Annotated in this window: 17 protein-coding genes; 15 read left to right on the top strand and 2 right to left on the bottom strand. The window is 56.1% G+C overall.

What is annotated here, in order from left to right; translation table 11 throughout:
• Positions 1-216: 216 nt before the first annotated feature.
• The 12 genes from modA (at position 217) to ACZ1HV_RS15415 (ending at position 11921) form a co-directional block, all read left to right on the top strand.
• A complete protein-coding gene (modA, locus tag ACZ1HV_RS15470; protein WP_298964252.1) occupies positions 217-975 on the top strand; it encodes a molybdate ABC transporter substrate-binding protein in 759 nt (252 codons plus the stop codon).
• A gap of 45 nt (positions 976-1020) precedes the next feature.
• Positions 1021-1728 (top strand): molybdate ABC transporter permease subunit, encoded by a 708-nt coding sequence (gene modB / locus ACZ1HV_RS15465; RefSeq protein WP_298964250.1) that lies wholly within the window; start codon positions 1021-1023, stop codon positions 1726-1728.
• Positions 1721-2833, top strand: coding sequence for a molybdenum ABC transporter ATP-binding protein (gene modC, locus ACZ1HV_RS15460; protein WP_472715665.1), 1113 nt, complete (start codon positions 1721-1723; stop codon positions 2831-2833). The genes modB and modC overlap by 8 nt, the downstream gene beginning before the upstream one ends.
• Before the next feature lie 69 nt (positions 2834-2902).
• Positions 2903-4360, top strand: a complete 1458-nt coding sequence (locus ACZ1HV_RS15455) for a sensor histidine kinase (RefSeq protein ID WP_472715664.1) — start codon at positions 2903-2905, stop codon at positions 4358-4360.
• Positions 4357-4686: a sensor histidine kinase gene (locus ACZ1HV_RS15450; RefSeq protein WP_472715663.1), complete on the top strand. Its 330-nt coding sequence runs from the start codon at positions 4357-4359 to the stop codon at positions 4684-4686. Before ACZ1HV_RS15455 ends, ACZ1HV_RS15450 begins: the two co-directional genes overlap by 4 nt.
• Positions 4687-4700: 14 nt before the next feature.
• The gene (locus ACZ1HV_RS15445; protein ID WP_472715662.1) at positions 4701-6035 is read left to right on the top strand and encodes a sigma-54-dependent transcriptional regulator; all 1335 of its coding nucleotides are present in this window, start codon (positions 4701-4703) and stop codon (positions 6033-6035) included.
• A 141-nt stretch (positions 6036-6176) separates the two neighbouring features.
• Complete coding sequence (locus ACZ1HV_RS15440) at positions 6177-6608, top strand: carboxymuconolactone decarboxylase family protein (RefSeq protein ID WP_472715661.1); 432 nt, start codon at positions 6177-6179, stop codon at positions 6606-6608.
• A gap of 19 nt (positions 6609-6627) precedes the next feature.
• Positions 6628-7524: an RNA polymerase sigma factor SigJ gene (gene sigJ / locus ACZ1HV_RS15435; RefSeq protein WP_472715660.1), complete on the top strand. Its 897-nt coding sequence runs from the start codon at positions 6628-6630 to the stop codon at positions 7522-7524.
• Between the two features lie 248 nt (positions 7525-7772).
• On the top strand, positions 7773-8780 hold the full coding sequence (locus tag ACZ1HV_RS15430; RefSeq protein ID WP_298812208.1) for a DctP family TRAP transporter solute-binding subunit: 1008 nt from the start codon (positions 7773-7775) through the stop codon (positions 8778-8780).
• Positions 8781-8910: 130 nt separating this feature from the next.
• A complete protein-coding gene (locus ACZ1HV_RS15425; protein WP_472715659.1) occupies positions 8911-9543 on the top strand; it encodes a TRAP transporter small permease in 633 nt (210 codons plus the stop codon).
• Between the two features lie 6 nt (positions 9544-9549).
• Positions 9550-11148: a TRAP transporter large permease gene (locus ACZ1HV_RS15420; RefSeq protein ID WP_472715658.1), complete on the top strand. Its 1599-nt coding sequence runs from the start codon at positions 9550-9552 to the stop codon at positions 11146-11148.
• A gap of 125 nt (positions 11149-11273) precedes the next feature.
• Positions 11274-11921, top strand: coding sequence for an MSMEG_1061 family FMN-dependent PPOX-type flavoprotein (locus ACZ1HV_RS15415; RefSeq protein WP_472715657.1), 648 nt, complete (start codon positions 11274-11276; stop codon positions 11919-11921).
• A gap of 66 nt (positions 11922-11987) precedes the next feature.
• Here the strand turns inward: ACZ1HV_RS15415 and ACZ1HV_RS15410 are convergent, their stop codons facing one another.
• Positions 11988-12269, bottom strand: coding sequence for an SCP2 sterol-binding domain-containing protein (locus ACZ1HV_RS15410; RefSeq protein WP_472715656.1), 282 nt, complete (start codon positions 12267-12269; stop codon positions 11988-11990).
• A 220-nt stretch (positions 12270-12489) separates the two neighbouring features.
• Positions 12490-12999: a protein-export chaperone SecB gene (gene secB, locus ACZ1HV_RS15405; protein WP_298812198.1), complete on the bottom strand. Its 510-nt coding sequence runs from the start codon at positions 12997-12999 to the stop codon at positions 12490-12492.
• Positions 13000-13190: 191 nt separating this feature from the next.
• Between secB and ACZ1HV_RS15400 the strand changes: the two genes are divergently transcribed.
• The 3 genes from ACZ1HV_RS15400 (at position 13191) to ACZ1HV_RS15390 (ending at position 17140) form a co-directional block, all read left to right on the top strand.
• A complete protein-coding gene (locus ACZ1HV_RS15400; protein ID WP_472715655.1) occupies positions 13191-14537 on the top strand; it encodes an ActS/PrrB/RegB family redox-sensitive histidine kinase in 1347 nt (448 codons plus the stop codon).
• Positions 14538-14613: 76 nt separating this feature from the next.
• Positions 14614-15171: an ActR/PrrA/RegA family redox response regulator transcription factor gene (locus ACZ1HV_RS15395; RefSeq protein ID WP_152499068.1), complete on the top strand. Its 558-nt coding sequence runs from the start codon at positions 14614-14616 to the stop codon at positions 15169-15171.
• Between the two features lie 100 nt (positions 15172-15271).
• Positions 15272-17140, top strand: a complete 1869-nt coding sequence (locus tag ACZ1HV_RS15390) for a VHL beta domain-containing protein (protein ID WP_472715654.1) — start codon at positions 15272-15274, stop codon at positions 17138-17140.
• The last annotated feature ends 74 nt before the right edge of the window (positions 17141-17214 follow it).

Genomic DNA, 17214 nt, shown 5'->3' with positions numbered 1-17214 from the left:
TCGCATTCGGCAGAAGGTACCGAATGACCTGTTCTTTCACCACACCCGGTTGAGAGCGAATTGGTTGATGCCCTCGTCTTTTCAGGCTGAAGCAAGCAAAAGCAATCGCGTGAACAACCACGCATCGCCTGAATTAGAAACTCTCCGGCCTATTGATGCGTTTTGGGATGGTGCATAAATGCTGGTGAATTGTGAAATCGAAAAAGTGGTGACTGCTTGCTGCACATCCTAAAAGCACTCGTACTGACAATCTTGCTGGTTGTTCCTGCTCGGGCCGATCAGCCACTCACCGTTTTTGCGGCAGCCAGCATGCGCGAAGCGATGGAAGAAATCGGTACCACCTTCGCTGAAGAAAGCGGAACGGATGTTCTCTTCTCCTTTGCAGGAACCGGAACACTTGCACGCCAGATAGAAGCGGGAGCACCTGCCGATGTGTTCGTATCTGCAGATGCTGAATGGATGGACTACGTCCTTGAACGGCAGGCCGTCCTGACGGGTTCCGTCCGTGAAATCGCATCCAATCGGCTTGTGCTGTTGGCACCGGCGGGCAGCGCGCGATTGCAACCTGGCGCTTCCGATCTGCCGGAGCGGCTGGAGGATGAGCGTCTGGCAATTGCCGATCCGGAAACTGTCCCGGCAGGCCGATATGGAAAGGCAGCTCTTCAAGCGCTCGGGCTCTGGGATACTGTCTCATCACAACTGGCGCCAATGGATAATGTGCGTGTCGTGCTTGCCGCGGTGGCGCGCGGTGACGTTCCCTTTGGCCTTGTTTACCGGACAGATGCAGTAGTCGCGTCCGATGCGCTGGTTGTTTACGAGTTCCCTGACGACGGTCATCCGAGGATCCGGTATCTGGCTGCGCAAACAGCAAATGGGTCACATGTGGACGCAGACCGTTTTCTTCAATTCCTTAAAGGGCCTGTCGCTCAAGAGATCTTGCACTCGTCGGGGTTTCTAACCGATAAGGAAGGCTAGGCTGCGGATCGGGCGCAGCCATGGGATTCAACAGACTGGGCGCACGTGGATTTTTTCGATCTTCAACCGGCCGAATGGCAGGCTCTGATCCTGACCCTCAAGGTGGCAAGCGTTGCCCTCGCATTTGCGCTTCCGATAGCCATTCTTGTTGCCTATCTGCTGGCGCGTTTTCGGTTTCCCGGCCACGGTATCGTCAACGCTCTTGTACATCTGCCCCTTGTTCTACCACCTGTAGTCACGGGTTATGTGCTCCTTCTGGCATTCGGCAAAAAGGGACCGATCGGGTCATTTCTCGACAACACTTTTGGCGTCAGCTTTGCGTTTAACTGGACCGGCGCGGCACTTGCTGCAGGCGTCATGGCATTTCCATTGATGGTGCGCCCAATCCGCCTCTCTTTTGAGGCCGTTGATCCAAAGCTGGAAGATGCGGCCAAATCTCTTGGAGCACGCCGGTTCACTGCTTTCTTGACCATTTCGCTACCGCTTGCCCTGCCCGGAATTCTCGGAGGTGCGATTTTGGGGTTCGCCAAGGCGATGGGAGAATTTGGAGCCACTATCACTTTCGTTTCCAACATTCCTGGCGAAACCCGAACATTGGCCTTGGCGCTTTATACGGCAACACAGACACCCAGTGGCGACATCGCCGCCTTCCGGCTGACGTTGATTGCTGCCTTTGTGGCATTTGCTGCGCTGATTGCTTCCGAACTGTTGGCGCGCCGTTTGCGAAACAGGATAGGGGGAGCCGATGCTTAGTGTCGATATCTCCGGCAAACTCGGTGAGATGGACCTGAATGCCAGCTTTGAAAGTGTCGGCGGAGTGACGTCGTTGTTCGGCCAGTCGGGCGCGGGAAAGACGACACTCACCAACATGATTGCAGGCCTCATCAAGCCGGAAAAAGGGCGTATTTCCGTCAACGGCACGGTGGTCTTCGATTCGTCAAACGGTGTCGATCTGCCGGTTCAAAAGAGGCGGATCGGCCATGTCTTTCAGGATGCTCGCCTGTTTCCGCATCTCAGTGTCAAGTCGAACCTCACCTATGCGCGTTGGGCTGGAAGACGGGCTCCCAGCAGGGATTTCGGCGAAGTTGTTGATCTTCTGGGCCTTCAAAACCTTCTCGAACGCAAGCCGGCTACGTTGTCCGGCGGCGAAAGACAAAGGGTGGCGATCGGGCGTGCTCTTCTTTCCGATCCACGGCTGCTGATCATGGATGAGCCTCTGGCCAATCTCGATCAGGCCCGGCGCAACGACATTCTGCCCTATCTTGATCGCTTGTGCGTGGAAGCAGGATTGCCGATCCTTTATGTCAGCCATTCGATTGAGGAAGTCGCGCGATTGTCCAACACGCTGGTGATCTTGTCCGATGGACAAACGCCAGCCTACGGACCGGTTGCCGAAATGCTGACGCGAACAGACCTTGGTCGGGCGACCGGTCGCCACGAGGCCGGCGCGCTTATTGAAGGAACAATCGCGGGCATTGACCAGGAGTGGGGCCTTTGCCTTGTTGATATCGGATCCGCGGTTCTTCAGATCCCCGGAAAGGTCGGTGACATCGGCGATGCCGTACGCTTGCGCATAAGGGCTCGGGATGTCGCACTGGCGCTATCTCCACCCAAAGGGTTGTCGATCCGCAATTGCTTCGAGGCGACCATCAGCAGCATTTCGGAAGAAACCGGTCCCTATGCGGAAATTCTGTGTTCTGTGAGCGGACAAACTTTGCGCGCGCGCATTACCAGAGCATCAGTTGCTGATCTCGGGCTTTCAGCAGGCAAAAGAGTGAGTGTTCTCATCAAGAGTGTGGCGATCGACCGGAGGCAAAGAGCGCCTGCTCTTGTAAGCCAGGCCGAATTAACGCTCTAGACGATGTTACGTGACAAGTGCTTCCTTTGGCAGACTTTCGGCTTCGGGATCCTTGGCTATACTGGTCGAATGATAAGCAGTACCAAGCGTCCGGCTTCAAAAAAGCTGAAATTTGCGATCGGGGCCATCATGGTCGTCGCCACGCTTGTCCTGATTTGGTTGACCGGACTCGCGAGCCTGCGTATCACCCTTGCAGAACAGGAAACCCGAGCAGAAGCCAATCTGGCTGTGCAGTCCGCCGTTCTGGAACGGCTTCTCGACAAGTTCCGCCTCTTGTCCCCCTTGCTTGCGCGTGGTCCAGATGTCGCGCAGTTGCTACTGGAAAAGCACGACAACGCAGATCCGGGTATTGCCGCCATAGCCGCTGGCATGTCGGGAGCCGAAGAAGTGTGGATAATGGATCCGCAAGGCAAGGTATCCGTTTCCAGCAGGAGTGGTGTTCCGGCTGGCGCTATCGGTGGCAGCGAAACCATTCAGATGGCTTTTGAACAGGCGCGGCAGGGACAACTCGGTCGTCAATTGATCCCGGGAACTCCCATATCACCGTCCAATTATGTCTTCGCATCTCCATTGCGCAGGAACAATGTGCTGGTTGGCGTATTGGCGGTCAGGGTCAGTCTGGACGATGTCGAACAGGCCTGGGCCCTCAGCAAGGATCCGATTGTCGCCATTAACAGCTCAGGCAAAGTCGTTGTTACAAATGTGTCCTTTTGGCGAGGGAAACAGTTCGACGATATCGACCCTGGATCTGACATTGCAGACCTGACATTGCCAGGACGGCTCGAGTTGCTTCTGCCGGCGGCTCGAAATGCGGGTTTGCACATGCAGCTTGCCGAAGACCTGCCCGTTCTGGGCTGGGAAGTCAGAACGCTGGTAAACATCAAGGATGCCAGGCAAAGAGCCGGTTGGGCGATGCTGGTCGCCCTGCTTGTATGCGTAATCGCGGCCGGTGGTATCTGGGTATTGATCGCAAGACGCGAAGCCTTCATGCGTCAGACGCGCAGGAACAGGGCCTCGGCCCTTCGTCTGGAACGCCGGGTCCAGAGCCGTACGGCCGATTTGCGCAAGACGAACGTACTGCTGGAACAGGAAGTTCGGGAACGTGAGCAGGCAGAAGCCAATCTGCGCCAGACTCAGGCGGAACTGGTCCAGGCAGCCAAACTGGCGACGCTCGGACGCATGTCGGCGGCCTTGAGCCACGAATACAATCAACCGCTCGCCGCCATTCGTTCTGATGCCGAAATTGCCGGCATGCTGATTGATCGGAATCGGGCTGATGAGGCCAAAACCAATCTTTCCAGGATTGGCGGCATGGTGGCGCGGATGGCCGAAATTGCGAAAACACTGAAAGGCTTCACCCGCAAATCGGGGACAGACATCAAGCCTGTTTCGTTGCGCCAGGTGATCGATGAGGCCACGTTGCTTCTTCAACCGCAGATCAAGCAGAAAGAAGTACGGCTTGATCTCGCCCTGCCCGAACAGGACATCATCGTGAAGGGGGGCGCATTCGGCTTGAACAAGTGGTGATCAATCTGCTCTCCAATGCTGTGGACGCTGTTGGAACAAGTCCGGTACCCAACGTAAAACTCTCGTTGCACCGTCAGGGTACTGAAGCTGTGTTGACTGTGTCTGACAATGGACCGGGAATAGATGGCGAGGTGTTGCCGCAGATATTCGATCCTTTCTTCACTACGAAGGAAGTCGGAGCCGGGCTCGGTTTGGGCTTGTCGATCGCCTACAAGATCGTTCATGACTTCTCGGGCTCGCTGAAAGCGTCAAATCTCGACGATGGCGGCGCGGTGTTCACAATGCGATTGCCGGTGGCGGACGAAACTGTCCTCGCGGCCGAATAGGAAGACGCCATCTTATGGATCACGCAACCGTTTTGCTGGTTGATGATGAAGAGGATCTGCGCAGATCTCTTGGTCAGGGCTTGGAACTGTCCGGTCAGGATGTGTTCGCGACGGGTGTTGCGGAAGACGCTCTTGAGCGGATCAGCCGGGATTTTTACGGTGTGCTGATCACGGATATTCGAATGCCTGGGACGGACGGTTTCCAGGTTATGAAACAGGCCTTCGAAATTGATCCCGCGCTGCCTGTCGTGCTGATAACGGGACATGGCGATGTTCCGCTTGCGGTCGAGGCGATGCGGGCGGGAGCCTATGACTTTCTGGAAAAGCCCTTTTCCGTTTCTCACCTGGCTTCGGTCGTGGAACGCGCGCTCGACAGGCGTCGCCTGGTTCTGGAAAACCGGAAACTCAGAGAAGAGCTCGCAGACCGGACTGGTCTGGAAAGCCGTCTGGTTGGCCGGACACCTGCTATGGAGTTGTTGCGCCGAAACGTTACGGCGCTTGCGACCACGGATGCGGATGTGTTGATTCTTGGTGAAACAGGTTCGGGAAAAGAAGTTGTTTCAAGAGCCCTGCATGATGAAGGGCCGCGCAAGGACAAGCCGTTTGTCGCGCTCAATTGCGGCGCATTGCCCGCGGAAATCATAGAATCGGAGCTCTTCGGTCACGAAAAGGGCGCTTTCACGGGCGCCAGCGGGCAACGCATCGGAAAGCTGGAACATGCCCACGGCGGCACGGTTTTCCTGGATGAAATTGAATCGATGCCTCTGGAGCTTCAGGTGAAACTCTTGCGTGTCATCGAAAACAGGACGATCGAGCGGCTTGGCTCCAACAAGCCGATTGAACTCGACGTGCGTTTCATCGCGGCAACCAAAGAGGATCTGGAGGCGGCGGGCAAGGAAGGGCGTTTCCGTCTTGATCTATTTTACCGGTTGAATGTCGTCAACGTCGCGATCCCGCCCTTGCGCGACCGGCCGGAAGATATTCCGCTGCTCTTTCGTCACCTGACTGTCGAAGCCAGAGCAAGGTATCGACGGGAAATTCCGGATATCGGCGATGATTATCTGGCAGGGCTGATAGCACGGGACTGGCCTGGAAATGTGCGTGAATTACGCAATGTTGCAGATAGGTTCGTTCTGGGGCTGGAGCAGATGCCTGAACCGCAGTCTGGAAGTGGCGCTTCCCTTTTTGAACAGGTGGCCAGCTATGAGCGGACCCTGATCGCTGCGGAGCTCAAACGCAATGATGGGGCCATCAAGCCGACCTACGAAAACCTGGGCCTGTCCCGCAAGGCGCTTTATGAAAAGATGCGAAAATACGAGCTCGGAAAAGACGAAGTGCTGTCGGCCTAGTTCAACAATCAGGGAACTTCCAAGGCTCCCGGATTTTACGAACCTGCAGCATTTTGAGAAATTTCCTTTTGCGGTGTCACAAACGCAGTCGCTTGATCGTCATCAGTGTGTAGTCCCAACAAAATTGCATGGAAGACACTTATGACCAACGTTACTCCCGTCAATCACCACCAGAACATCCCCGCAGTCGCAAAGAGCTTCATAGCCGCCAGCGGTGAAATCGGAAATGCCGACTTGGCTCCCAAACTGCGCCATCTGGTTGACTTGCGGGCCTCCCAGATGAATCAGTGCGCATTCTGCGTCAAGATGCATACTGAAGAAGCATTGGCAGATGGAGAAAGCCAGGAGCGGTTGCAGAGGCTTGTTGTCTGGCGTCACGTCGACGACTTCACGCCGGCTGAAAAAGCGGCCTTTGCCTGGACGGAAGCCCTGACCGATTTAAGCCCGGACACCGACTATGGCCGCTTGCGCGCCGATTTGCGCAATTACTTCGAGGATGCCCAGATCAGCGCAATCACGGCGGCCATTGCCATGATAAACCTCTGGAACCGTGTTCAGGTCTCAAACCACTGACATGAGACAGGCATCGGACATGGACGTGTTTGAAACTGCCCGCCCGCGACTGCTTGGGCTGGCTTATCGCATGCTCGGCTCCATGGCCGATGCCGAAGACGCCGTCCAGGACACGTTCTTGAGTTGGCAGAAATTGGACAAGGCATCCGTGGCCAACGCGGATGCCTACCTGACGACAATCTGCACCAATCGCTGTCTCGACAGTTTGAAGGCGGCCCACCGGAAGCGGCTCGATTATGTTGGTCCGTGGATACCGGAGCCACTCCAGCTTGCCGGAGACACCGACCCTGAGGCAGATCTGAACCGGGCGCAGTCATTGACGACAGCATTTCTGTTGCTTTTGGAACGGCTCAGTCCGAAAGAGCGCGCTGCGTATCTATTGCGGGAAGTCTTTGGCGCCCCTTATGAGGACGTCGCCGAAACATTGAACCTCAGCGTGTCATCCTGCCGACAACTGGTGTCTCGCGCTGCCAAACATATCAAAGAACCGGCCTCGCGCTTTGTTCCGCCCCCGGACCATCAAAAACGCATGTTGTCGGCTTTCCTGCAAGCGCTCGAAAGCGGGTCAACGGAACAGCTCAGCGGCCTGCTTTCAGAAACGGTTCGGTTTCAGTCAGATGGTGGCGGCAAGACAACCGCGTTGGGCCGTGTCCTTGAGGGGCGCGGAGACGTGGCCAAATATGTGGCGCTTATCCTTCGGCGTTTGTGGGGAGGCGCTCCTGTTTTGCCTTGCAGCATCAACGGACTAAGCGGCATTGTGGTGCTGGAAAATATGCGTGTCGTGACTGCACTGACACTAAGCTACAACGGGGATGGACGGATCGACGGCATCTTTGTTATCCGCAATCCGGAGAAGCTGAAAGCCCTGGCAACTCCTCTTCATCACGATCCGAACAGCGGCGGGCTTTGGCAATAAGGCGATTTGGTGAGATAAATGTGTCGAAATCGACACATTCGCGAAAGTGTCTGTGTCGCAACCGACCCACATTTGAGAGTATTACTCCAAGACAGGTGTTCTTTACGCATTTGGAAATTGCAGAAATCAGTGTTTTTTCGACCTTTGATGCGATTTGGCACGGGCTTTGCCATGAGACTCGCGACCAGCCCCGGTGCTGTCCGGCCGATCAACCGGCTGCCATATTGAAATGTCTGGGAGGACATCAGATGAAAAAGTTTGTGATCGCCGCTGCTGCTGCAGCTTCTTTTGCCATGACATCTGCGGCTCACGCAGCCGACGAGTGCGGCGACGGCGAAGTTGTCATCAAATTCAGCCACGTCGTTTCTGCACAGGGTCACCCGAAAGGTGAGATGGCGACTGCGCTCGCTGACAGGATCAACACGGAAATGGACGGCAAGGCCTGCATGCAGGTATTTCCGTCCTCTCAGCTGTTTGACGACAACAAGGTGATGGAAGCCTTGCTTCTGGGTGACGTGCAGCTTGCGGCACCGTCTTTGTCCAAGTTTGAATCCTACACCCTGAAATACCGCGTGTTCGATCTGCCGTTCCTGTTCAGCAACATGGATGCCGTCACCTCCTTCACCAAAGGAGACAAGGGTCAGGAACTGCTCGGAGCAATGTCCGACTATGGATTTGTAGGCCTCGGTTATGTCTTCAACGGCCTGAAGCAGTTTTCCGCAAACAAGCCACTGCTGGTCCCGAGCGACGCCAAAGGTCTCAAGTTCCGCGTTCAGACATCTGACGTGGCCGTAGCCATGATCGAAGCCATGGGTGCCAACGCTCAGAAGCTCGCCTTCAAGGAAGTTTATGGAGCCCTGCAGACCGGCGTTGTGGATGGACAGGAAAACACCTGGTCCAATATCTATACCAAGAAGTTCTTTGAAGTTCAGGACGGCACCACGGAAACCAACCACCAGCTGCTGACCTATCTGGCCGTCACGTCTCAGGAATGGCTCGACAGCCTGGAAGCAGACACACGTGACCAGTTCCTAACGATCTTCAACGAGGTCTCCGACGAGTACAACGCACGTGCTGCAGAGATCAACGAGGCAAACAAGCAGAAGATCATCGAAAACGGTGGTGTTGTTCGCCAGCTGACACCTGAGCAGCGCGACGAATGGGTCAACACCATGAAGCCTGTCTGGGACAAGTTCCGCGACGACATCGGCCAGGACGTCATCGACGCTGCCGTGTCTTCCAACAAGGCAAGCTAAGACCATCGGGTCTGAATGGATGGGTCCGCACTGCGGACCCATCCTCCAATACAAATCATTCAATTCATCTTGCTGCGCCCTATGAGGTGCGAAGCCGGGGCGAAAGCGCGCCGGCAATGGGGAGGCTTTCATGTCCCGTGTCGGACGGTTCGTCGATTCCTTGGAGGAAAACATCATCGCCTTGATATTGGCGTTGATGACCATTGTAACCTTCACTCAGGTGGTGGCCCGCTACGGGTTCAACTCCGGCTGGGGCGGTGCGCTGGAATTCACCCGTGTCCTTTTTGCCTGGCTGATCCTGTTCGGCATGAGCTATGGCATCAAGATCGGTGCGCATCTGGGCGTTGACGCGGTGATCAATCTTCTGCCGAAACCCATGTTCCGGCTGGCTGCCCTGCTTGGTGCCGCCCTCACCGTTCTGTACGCGATACTCCTCTTTGATGCGACCTGGTTCGGCGCAATACTTGGACTGGATAATAAGGGTTCCTCAGGTGGCGCCTACGCGTACGTTGCCAAGTTCTACAAGCTTCCAATCGGTATGGAAGACCTGAAATGGCCGGTCTTCATCCAGGAGTGGTTCGACGTCAAGGAACGCGTTCCACGCTGGATCCCGTACATCATTCTGCCTGTTGGCCTCCTGTTGCTGGCCTTCCGTGCCGCGCAGGCCTTTGTGCTCATTCTCATGGGTAAAAAAGACGCCATCATCGCTGCGCATGAAGCAGAAGAACTGGTGGCAGAAAACAAAGACGTCTTGAAGGATTAAGGCCCGATGGAAACTGCATTTCTCTTCATATTCGTCTTCGGCTTCCTGTTTCTGGGTGTGCCGATTGCCGTTTCGCTCGGCCTGTCCGCCGTTCTTTACATCGCCTTGTTCAGCCATGATTCCATGAGCTCCGTGGCGGTACAGCTCTTCAACGCCTCGCAAAACTTCACACTTCTGGCCATTCCGTTCTTCATTCTGGCATCCAGCTTCATGTCGACTGGCGGTGTCGCCCGCAGAATCATCCGCTTTTCAATCGCGACAGTCGGCTCCATTCGGGGCGGTCTCGCAATTGCCGGTGTCTTTGCCTGTATGCTTTTCGCAGCCCTGTCCGGGTCGTCGCCGGCAACGGTTGTCGCCATCGGCACCATTGCCATCGCGGGCATGCGTCAGGCCGGCTACACCAAGGAATTTGCCGCCGGTGTGATTGCCAACGCAGGTACGCTTGGCATTCTGATACCGCCCTCCATCGTGATGGTTGTCTATGCCGCGGCCACAAACGTATCCGTTGGCCGCATGTTCTTGGCCGGTGTCATTCCCGGCATCATTGCCGGTCTGATGCTGATGATCGCGATCTACGTCATGGCGCGTATCAAGAACTTGCCGGCGCAGCCCTGGCCTGGGTTCAAGGAAATCTGGGGCGCGCTGTCCGAGGCGGCCGTAGGCCTGTTCCTGATGGTCATCATCCTCGGCGGAATTTATCTTGGCATCTTCACGCCGACGGAGGCCGCTGCTGTCGCAGCTGTCTATGCCGGCCTGATCGCACTGTTTGTGTACCGTGACATGGGCCCGTTGTCGGGTATCGGCTGGATTCAAGACAATGACGGGCCGTTGGCTCTGACCGGTTTCAAGGCCATTACCTATTCGGTCGTTGCCATGTTCGTCTGGTCCGGCATTGCCGCCCTCGTCTCGGAAAGAGCATTCTTCGGTTTGGACAGCGCCATCGTGCTGATCATAGCTTTGCTCGCTTATCCGGTCCTTCGAGGTGGTATCGCACCTGCCGCGCTTCCTGCAGCCTATGGCGCCGGAGGCCGTGTCTGGGGCCGAAATCTGGGGATCATCACCTGGAAATTCCTGCCGGCCATGGTCCACAAGGACACCAAGAAAGTCCTGACAGACTCGGCCAAGACGACCATCATGCTGATGTTCATCATCGTCAACGCGCTACTTTTCGCGCACACTTTGACGGCAGAGCAGATCCCGCAGGTAATCACGGATTGGATGGTTGAAGCCGGCTTCAACTGGTTCACTTTCCTGATTGCAGTCAACATCCTCCTGCTGATCGGCGGGCAGTTCATGGAGCCATCCGGTTTGTTGCTGATCGTGGCGCCAGTCGTGTTTCCCATCGGTCTGGAGCTGGGTGTGGATCCGATCCACCTCGGTATTCTGATGGTGGTCAACATGGAGATCGGCATGATTACGCCGCCGATTGGACTGAATCTCTTTGTGACATCCGGTATCACCGGGATGAGCCTGGTTCAAGTCGTCAAGGCTGCAGCACCCTTTGTGCTGGTCCTGCTTCTGTTCCTGGTTCTTGTGACCTATGTCCCGGCACTTTCAACTTGGTTGCCCTATGCATTGATGGGGCCGGAAATCATCACGCAATAGGTGATACGAAAGCAAATGATTGCAGGCGGCCGGAATCGCGTTCCGGCCGTTTGCTTTTGGACTGCGCGACGTTGACGATGAGAGTGGGTGGATCGATAGTCTTTAGAAGGCTTGCGGAGGAAACCATGACCAGACGCGACGATCCTTTTTCCGGATTTGGAAATTTCATTACCAGTGAGGATGAGTTGGAAGCTGTTTCGGGGCCAGCCATGCCTCAGGCAGTGGACAAGGAAATTCCGGCTTTGGACAGTATCTGCAGGGAGTTCATATCGCGGTCGCCGTTCTGTTTTCTCGCAACGGCCAGTCCTTCCGGTCATCTCGATCTGTCGCCTAAAGGCGACCCGGCCGGTTTCGTCAAAGTGATCAATGAAAGTTTGCTGGCCATTCCGGACCGTCCTGGAAACCGGCGCATGGATTCGTTTCACAATCTGTTAGAGGACCCGCGGATTGGACTATTGTTCTTTGTTCCCGGGCGTGGTGAAACGCTCAGGGTTCGGGGCATTGCCAAGATTACCAAAGATGCTGATCTGCTGGAAACACTTGCGGTCAATGGGCGCGGACCGGCACTCGCCTTGCTGGTTCACGTCAAAAGCGCATTCATGCATTGTCCGAAGTGCGTCTTCCGCTCCGGTCTGTGGCAACCGGACAAATGGCCCGACACAGCCGGACTTGCGGATATGAACGAGGCCATGGTGAAGCATGCGAAAATCGCCATGCGTCCTGATGAGTGGTTCGAGGCCCTGAAGGAAAAAGGTGAGCTTGAGCTCTGGTAGGCACAGATGATTTGCCGGTCCACCTGGACCGGCAATTGAACCTGGGTATCAATCAGGCAGGCGCCTTTACACGATACTGCCAAGCTTCATGGCGACACTCATATCGCCTTCAACCTGCATTTTTCCGCCCATGAATGCAGCCGTCGGGTCAAGCTCGCCGCTCAGCAGGTCAGCAAGATCCTCAGCGGTCATCTTGATGGTGCAGTCGGCCTCGGTGTCTTCGTTGGAAACGTCGGAACCTTGAAGAAAAATCTGACCGGTATCACCCAGATCGAACTTGACGCTTTCTTCAATGCCGCCGCTGGATACTTTTTCGCGGACACCTTCGGTAAGTTGCTCCAAGGACATTTTTGTCTCCCATGTTCGTTCGGCTTGCGCCGCATGGCTCCTTGAAACATGCCGTTTACGTAATCGTCAAGTCCAAATCGCGGCTGATTTATTGATTGAGACGAGAAAGGTGTTCAACGCCGATGAGTATTGGAAATTAGGTTTCTCCGGCGACCTGCAACAAAAAACCCGCGCCAGCCAAGCTGCGCGGGTTTTCAGACTCTTTGTGAAAAGTCGACGGTCAGTTCGGCTTCTGCTCGCCTTCACCTTCGCCCTGCTTTGCTGTGGCCTGCTGCGCCATGTTCTGACGATAGAGCTGTGCAAAGTCGATCGGGTCGAGCATAAGCGGAGGGAAGCCGCCGTTGCGGGTTGCTTCGGAGAGGATGTTGCGCGCAAATGGGAAAATCATGCGCGGGCATTCGATCATGATGAAAGGATGCATGTGTTCCTGCGGGACACCGGTAACCTTGAACAAGCCAGAATAGACAAGTTCCACGTTGAACATGACCATGTCCGGACGCTCGGCTTTCGCTGTCAGTGTCAGGATCACTTCGAACTGGTCATCACCCATTTGCTGGGCACCAACGTTGACATTGATGTCGAGTTTCGGCTGATCGCCTTGCGTCAGCGAGCGCGGAGCATTCGGATTTTCAAAAGACAGGTCCTTGATGTACTGGCCAAGGATGTGCATGCCCGGTGCTGCGGCGCCTTCCGCCTGCGGCTGCGCGCCGCCTTCATTGATATCGGTCATCGTGTCAATTCCGTCTCGCGGTGCTGAAATGAAGAGCCCAAAAACGCTCCGCCTGGCTGCCGGTCCGCGTGACCCGGGCAACCTTGTTAGCGGTGGGCTACCATCTAGATCCCTTCGGCACAAGGGCGCAGCCTTGCCAGAGGCGTCAAACCGCTTCAAAAGAAGGAACCTTTTGCGCCAATGAAACCGACATGCCTGACTCACTGACCTCAAATATTACCCTGCCTCACAGGCGATTGAAGCTTGATACCCTGGTACGTCTGCGCTGGCTGGCGGTAGGTGGCCAGACGGCTGCGCTGCTGGTGGTGCATGTGGGTCTTGCCTATCCGCTTCCCATCGGACCGGCTTTTGCCATGGTGGCTCTATCTGCCTGGCTCAACATTTTCTTGAGGATCCGCTCACCTGCCGTCACACGTCTGTCGGAACGGGCGGCGACGATGCAGCTCGCCTATGACATACTGCAAATGAGCGGGCTGCTTTTCCTGACCGGCGGCCTTGGCAATCCATTTGCGTTTTTGCTGATGGCGCCGGTGATGGTGTCGGCCACGGGACTGTCCGCACGTTATACGTTTTTGCTCGGAATACTGGCCACTGCCAGCGCAACGATACTTGCGGTCTTTCATCTGCCGTTGCCCTGGCCGGTCGGGGCTGAGTTCGACTTGCCGGTTGTCTATTCCATTGGTCTCTGGATCGCGCTTGTTTCAACACTTGGCTTCATGGCGATTTATGCCTTCCGGGTGGCCGAGGAGGCCCGGCAATTGGCAGACGCGCTTGCAGCAACCGAACTGGTGCTTGCGCGCGAGCAGCACCTGAATGCGCTTGATGGTTTGGCAACGGCGGCAGCTCATGAACTCGGGACACCGCTAGCAACCATCTATCTGGCGGCCAAGGAGCTGACGGACGAATTCGAAAGTGGGGATACCCGCGGCGAAGATGTGGCGCTGATCCGCTCGCAAGCCGAAAGGTGCCGCGGAATTCTTCAACAGCTGACAAGCCTTTCCAGCGACGAAGACAGGACCTATCAGCGGATTCCGGTCTCGCAGCTTCTGGAAGACGTTATCGATCCACACCGCGGGATGGGAGTTGCCATCCATTCAACTCACCAGGGCGATGGCAGCGAACCGATTGGAACGCGCAACGCCGCCATTCGGTACGGCCTTGGCAACCTTCTGGAAAATGCGGTTGATTTTGCCAAAGACCGGGTCGATGTCTCAGCGAACTGGGACGACACCACATTGTCCATTTCCATCAAGGACGACGGCCCCGGCTTTTCGTTGGACATCCTGGGCAAGATCGGTGATCCGTATGTTACGGTCAGAGGCAACAAGGCCCATCAAGCAGGGACTGGTGGTGGACTCGGACTTGGCTTTTTCATTGCCAAAACACTGCTGGAACGCACGGGTGCAAAATTGCATCTGGAAAATTTGCCACCACCGGCGAGAGGCGCGCACATACGTGTCAGTTGGCCGCGCGTGGTCTTTGAATCAGAAGACAGAGTGGACGAAACGTCATTTTCACCCCATAACGACAATAACTGACGGAAACAGACGGTTGACGATATTGCCAAATCCAACCTCTGCAACATGTCATAAAGAATAAAAACGGTAACGCGAAATGACGGACTCGATTACTGCCATGAATACATCGGAGGACAAGACCCTCCTCATCGTTGATGACGACAAGCCTTTCCAGCAACGCCTTGCCCGCGCGATGGAAAAGCGGGGCTTTGTTCCTGAAACCGCAGACAGTGTTCAGGATGCAGCGGCCAAGATCACCCGCAACGCACCCGCCTTTGCCATCGTCGACATGCGCCTTGAAGATGGCAATGGTCTCGACGTGATCCAGCAGATCCGCCAGAAACGGCCCGATTCACGCGCAATCGTACTGACCGGCTACGGCAACATTGCGACAGCTGTTACGGCGGTCAAATTGGGTGCGATCGACTACCTGGCAAAGCCGGCTGATCCGGACGATATTGTCGCAGCGCTCGCGCGCAAACCGGAAGAGAAGGCCGAACCGCCGGAAAATCCGATGTCGGCAGACCGGGTTCGCTGGGAACATATCCAGCGTGTCTATGAGCTGTGCGACCGGAATGTTTCAGAGACGGCGCGGCGGCTCAACATGCATCGTCGAACGCTGCAACGCATCCTCGCCAAGCGCGCTCCCCGGTGAGAAACCGGGAGTTTCGCCGTTTGCAGGGTTGCCCTTTCGCTGCCACTTTGCCTAAGTAACTCCACTTGGTGGTATTCCTGCGCTCCAATGGAGATCGCTCATGCGGCTTGCAGCTGCTTACGTACGTTATTCCCCTGTGTTGAAATCCGGCCTGCTGGCGGCCTGCAGTCTGGCGTTCCTTGGCGCTGGTGGCGGCGCTTTTGCGCAATCGGTACCCGAAACTCTGCGCATCAATGTGGAACCGGCTGAACCCGGCATTCGCTCTATCACCGTCAACAAGAAGTATCGGCCGATTATCAGCCGGGACGAACAAGGTGTTGTCATCGATACGCAAGGCGGCGATGCCAACCGCCCCTCTTGCGATGTCAAACTTGAAGTAACGCTTGAAAACAGCCGTGTTCTTCATCGCGACGCCAATATCTGTAGCGGCAACACTGTGGTGGTTGACGTAACCAGCGACGGCAAGCCTGGAGCGGCAGCGCGGGTCGTGGGCACCAACGCCGGGACAGCAGCAGGTCCAGTCGGCGGCAACACGTCTGGAACCGACAGCGGTCAGACGCAAACACAGACACAGACGACGGAAGTCGCTCCTCAAGCCGACAACAACCAGACGCCATCATCCTCGATCACCGAGATCAATCCGCCCGAGAACCAGGAAGGTCTGCAGCCGCTGGAACAGGTGGATACGCCGATTTCGACACCTGATCCGACCGGGACGGAAACGGCGTCCGTTCCAGGCGATCTGGAAACCATTGTCCGTGACAGCCTTTCAGATGGGTCCGGCAATTCGCAACCCGTTCTCGTGACTGTTTCAGAAAACCGTCAATGGCTGGCCGAACCTGGAAGTCAGCCAGGATCGGCGTCCTTCCTTCAGCATGCGATACCGCAGACCGATGACAGGGATTTCAGAGCCGATTGCACTTCTCAATCCGGATTTGCCAAGATCACATTTCAGCAGGCTCCTGCAGGTCTTCTCGAAGGCATGCCTCAAGCGGTACGAATTACTGCCGGCGACTTCCAGGGCACCTACAATGCTTTCGGTTCGTCCGCGGCAAATGAGGCCGGTGTCTCCCTTCCTGAAGTCAATATCGAGATGACCGATCCGCTGTGGGAAGCCATGATCAAGCAGTCTGAATTGACGATTGCGGTCGAGGGCCTGCCCACTCATGGGGTTTCTCTGAAAGGCAGCGCCAATCCGGTGCGGCTCTTCGTAGCCACCTGTGCTCTGCCACAGCAGATTGTCTCGGACGAAGGATTTGGCCCTTCCGGAGAAGAGCCCGGGTCCGACCTTTCCTGCAGCGAACTCGGCAGAGTGCGCTCGGTTGAGGCTGTCCGGCCGGGTCAGATCGTCTTCCGGAATGCCAGCCGTCAACCCATTGAGGTGCACTGGGTCGACTATCGCGGTGGAGAGCGTCCCTATGCCCGCCTCGAACCCGGACAAATCCTGGAACAGCAAACCTATGTCTCGCACGCCTGGACAGTGCGAGGCGCAAGTGGTGAATGTCGCGGAATTTATGTCTCCAGAACGCCTTATCGTGAAGTTGTTGTGTCAGGTCCGCCGAGCGCGGTAACGCCTGGCGGCTTCGGCAATCAGGGCGGCTTCGGCCAACCGGGTGGCCTTGGCCAGCCTGGGGGTCTGCAGAACGACCAGTTCAACAATGGCCAGCCTGCAGGACCAGTCCCTCCTGGAGACGTTGGTGGTGCCAATCAACCCGTCTTCCAGCAACAGGCCCGCACAAATGTTGCCGACTATCTGTGCACGGCCGGCATCGACCTGAACGTTGTGTTCTCTCCCGATGGCCGGTCCGCCACGGTTGCCGAGATGGGCTATGGAGCGGTCACGTTGCAGCGACAGGGCAGCCAGAACACGTTCTATTTCGAATCGCAGGGGCATATCCTGAAGGGGCAGGTTCAGAATGCGACATGGTCCAGACCCGGACTGAGGGACGTATTCTGCGCAAGGCGATAAATACTTATAAGTGTAACGAGGGTAAGAGCTACTAATGCGAGAAGAAAATCTCAGTAGTACTTCGTAGCGATTGT

This window comes from Roseibium sp. JB4-4, assembly GCF_055693425.1.
This window is presented reverse-complemented; position numbering and strand designations above follow the sequence as displayed.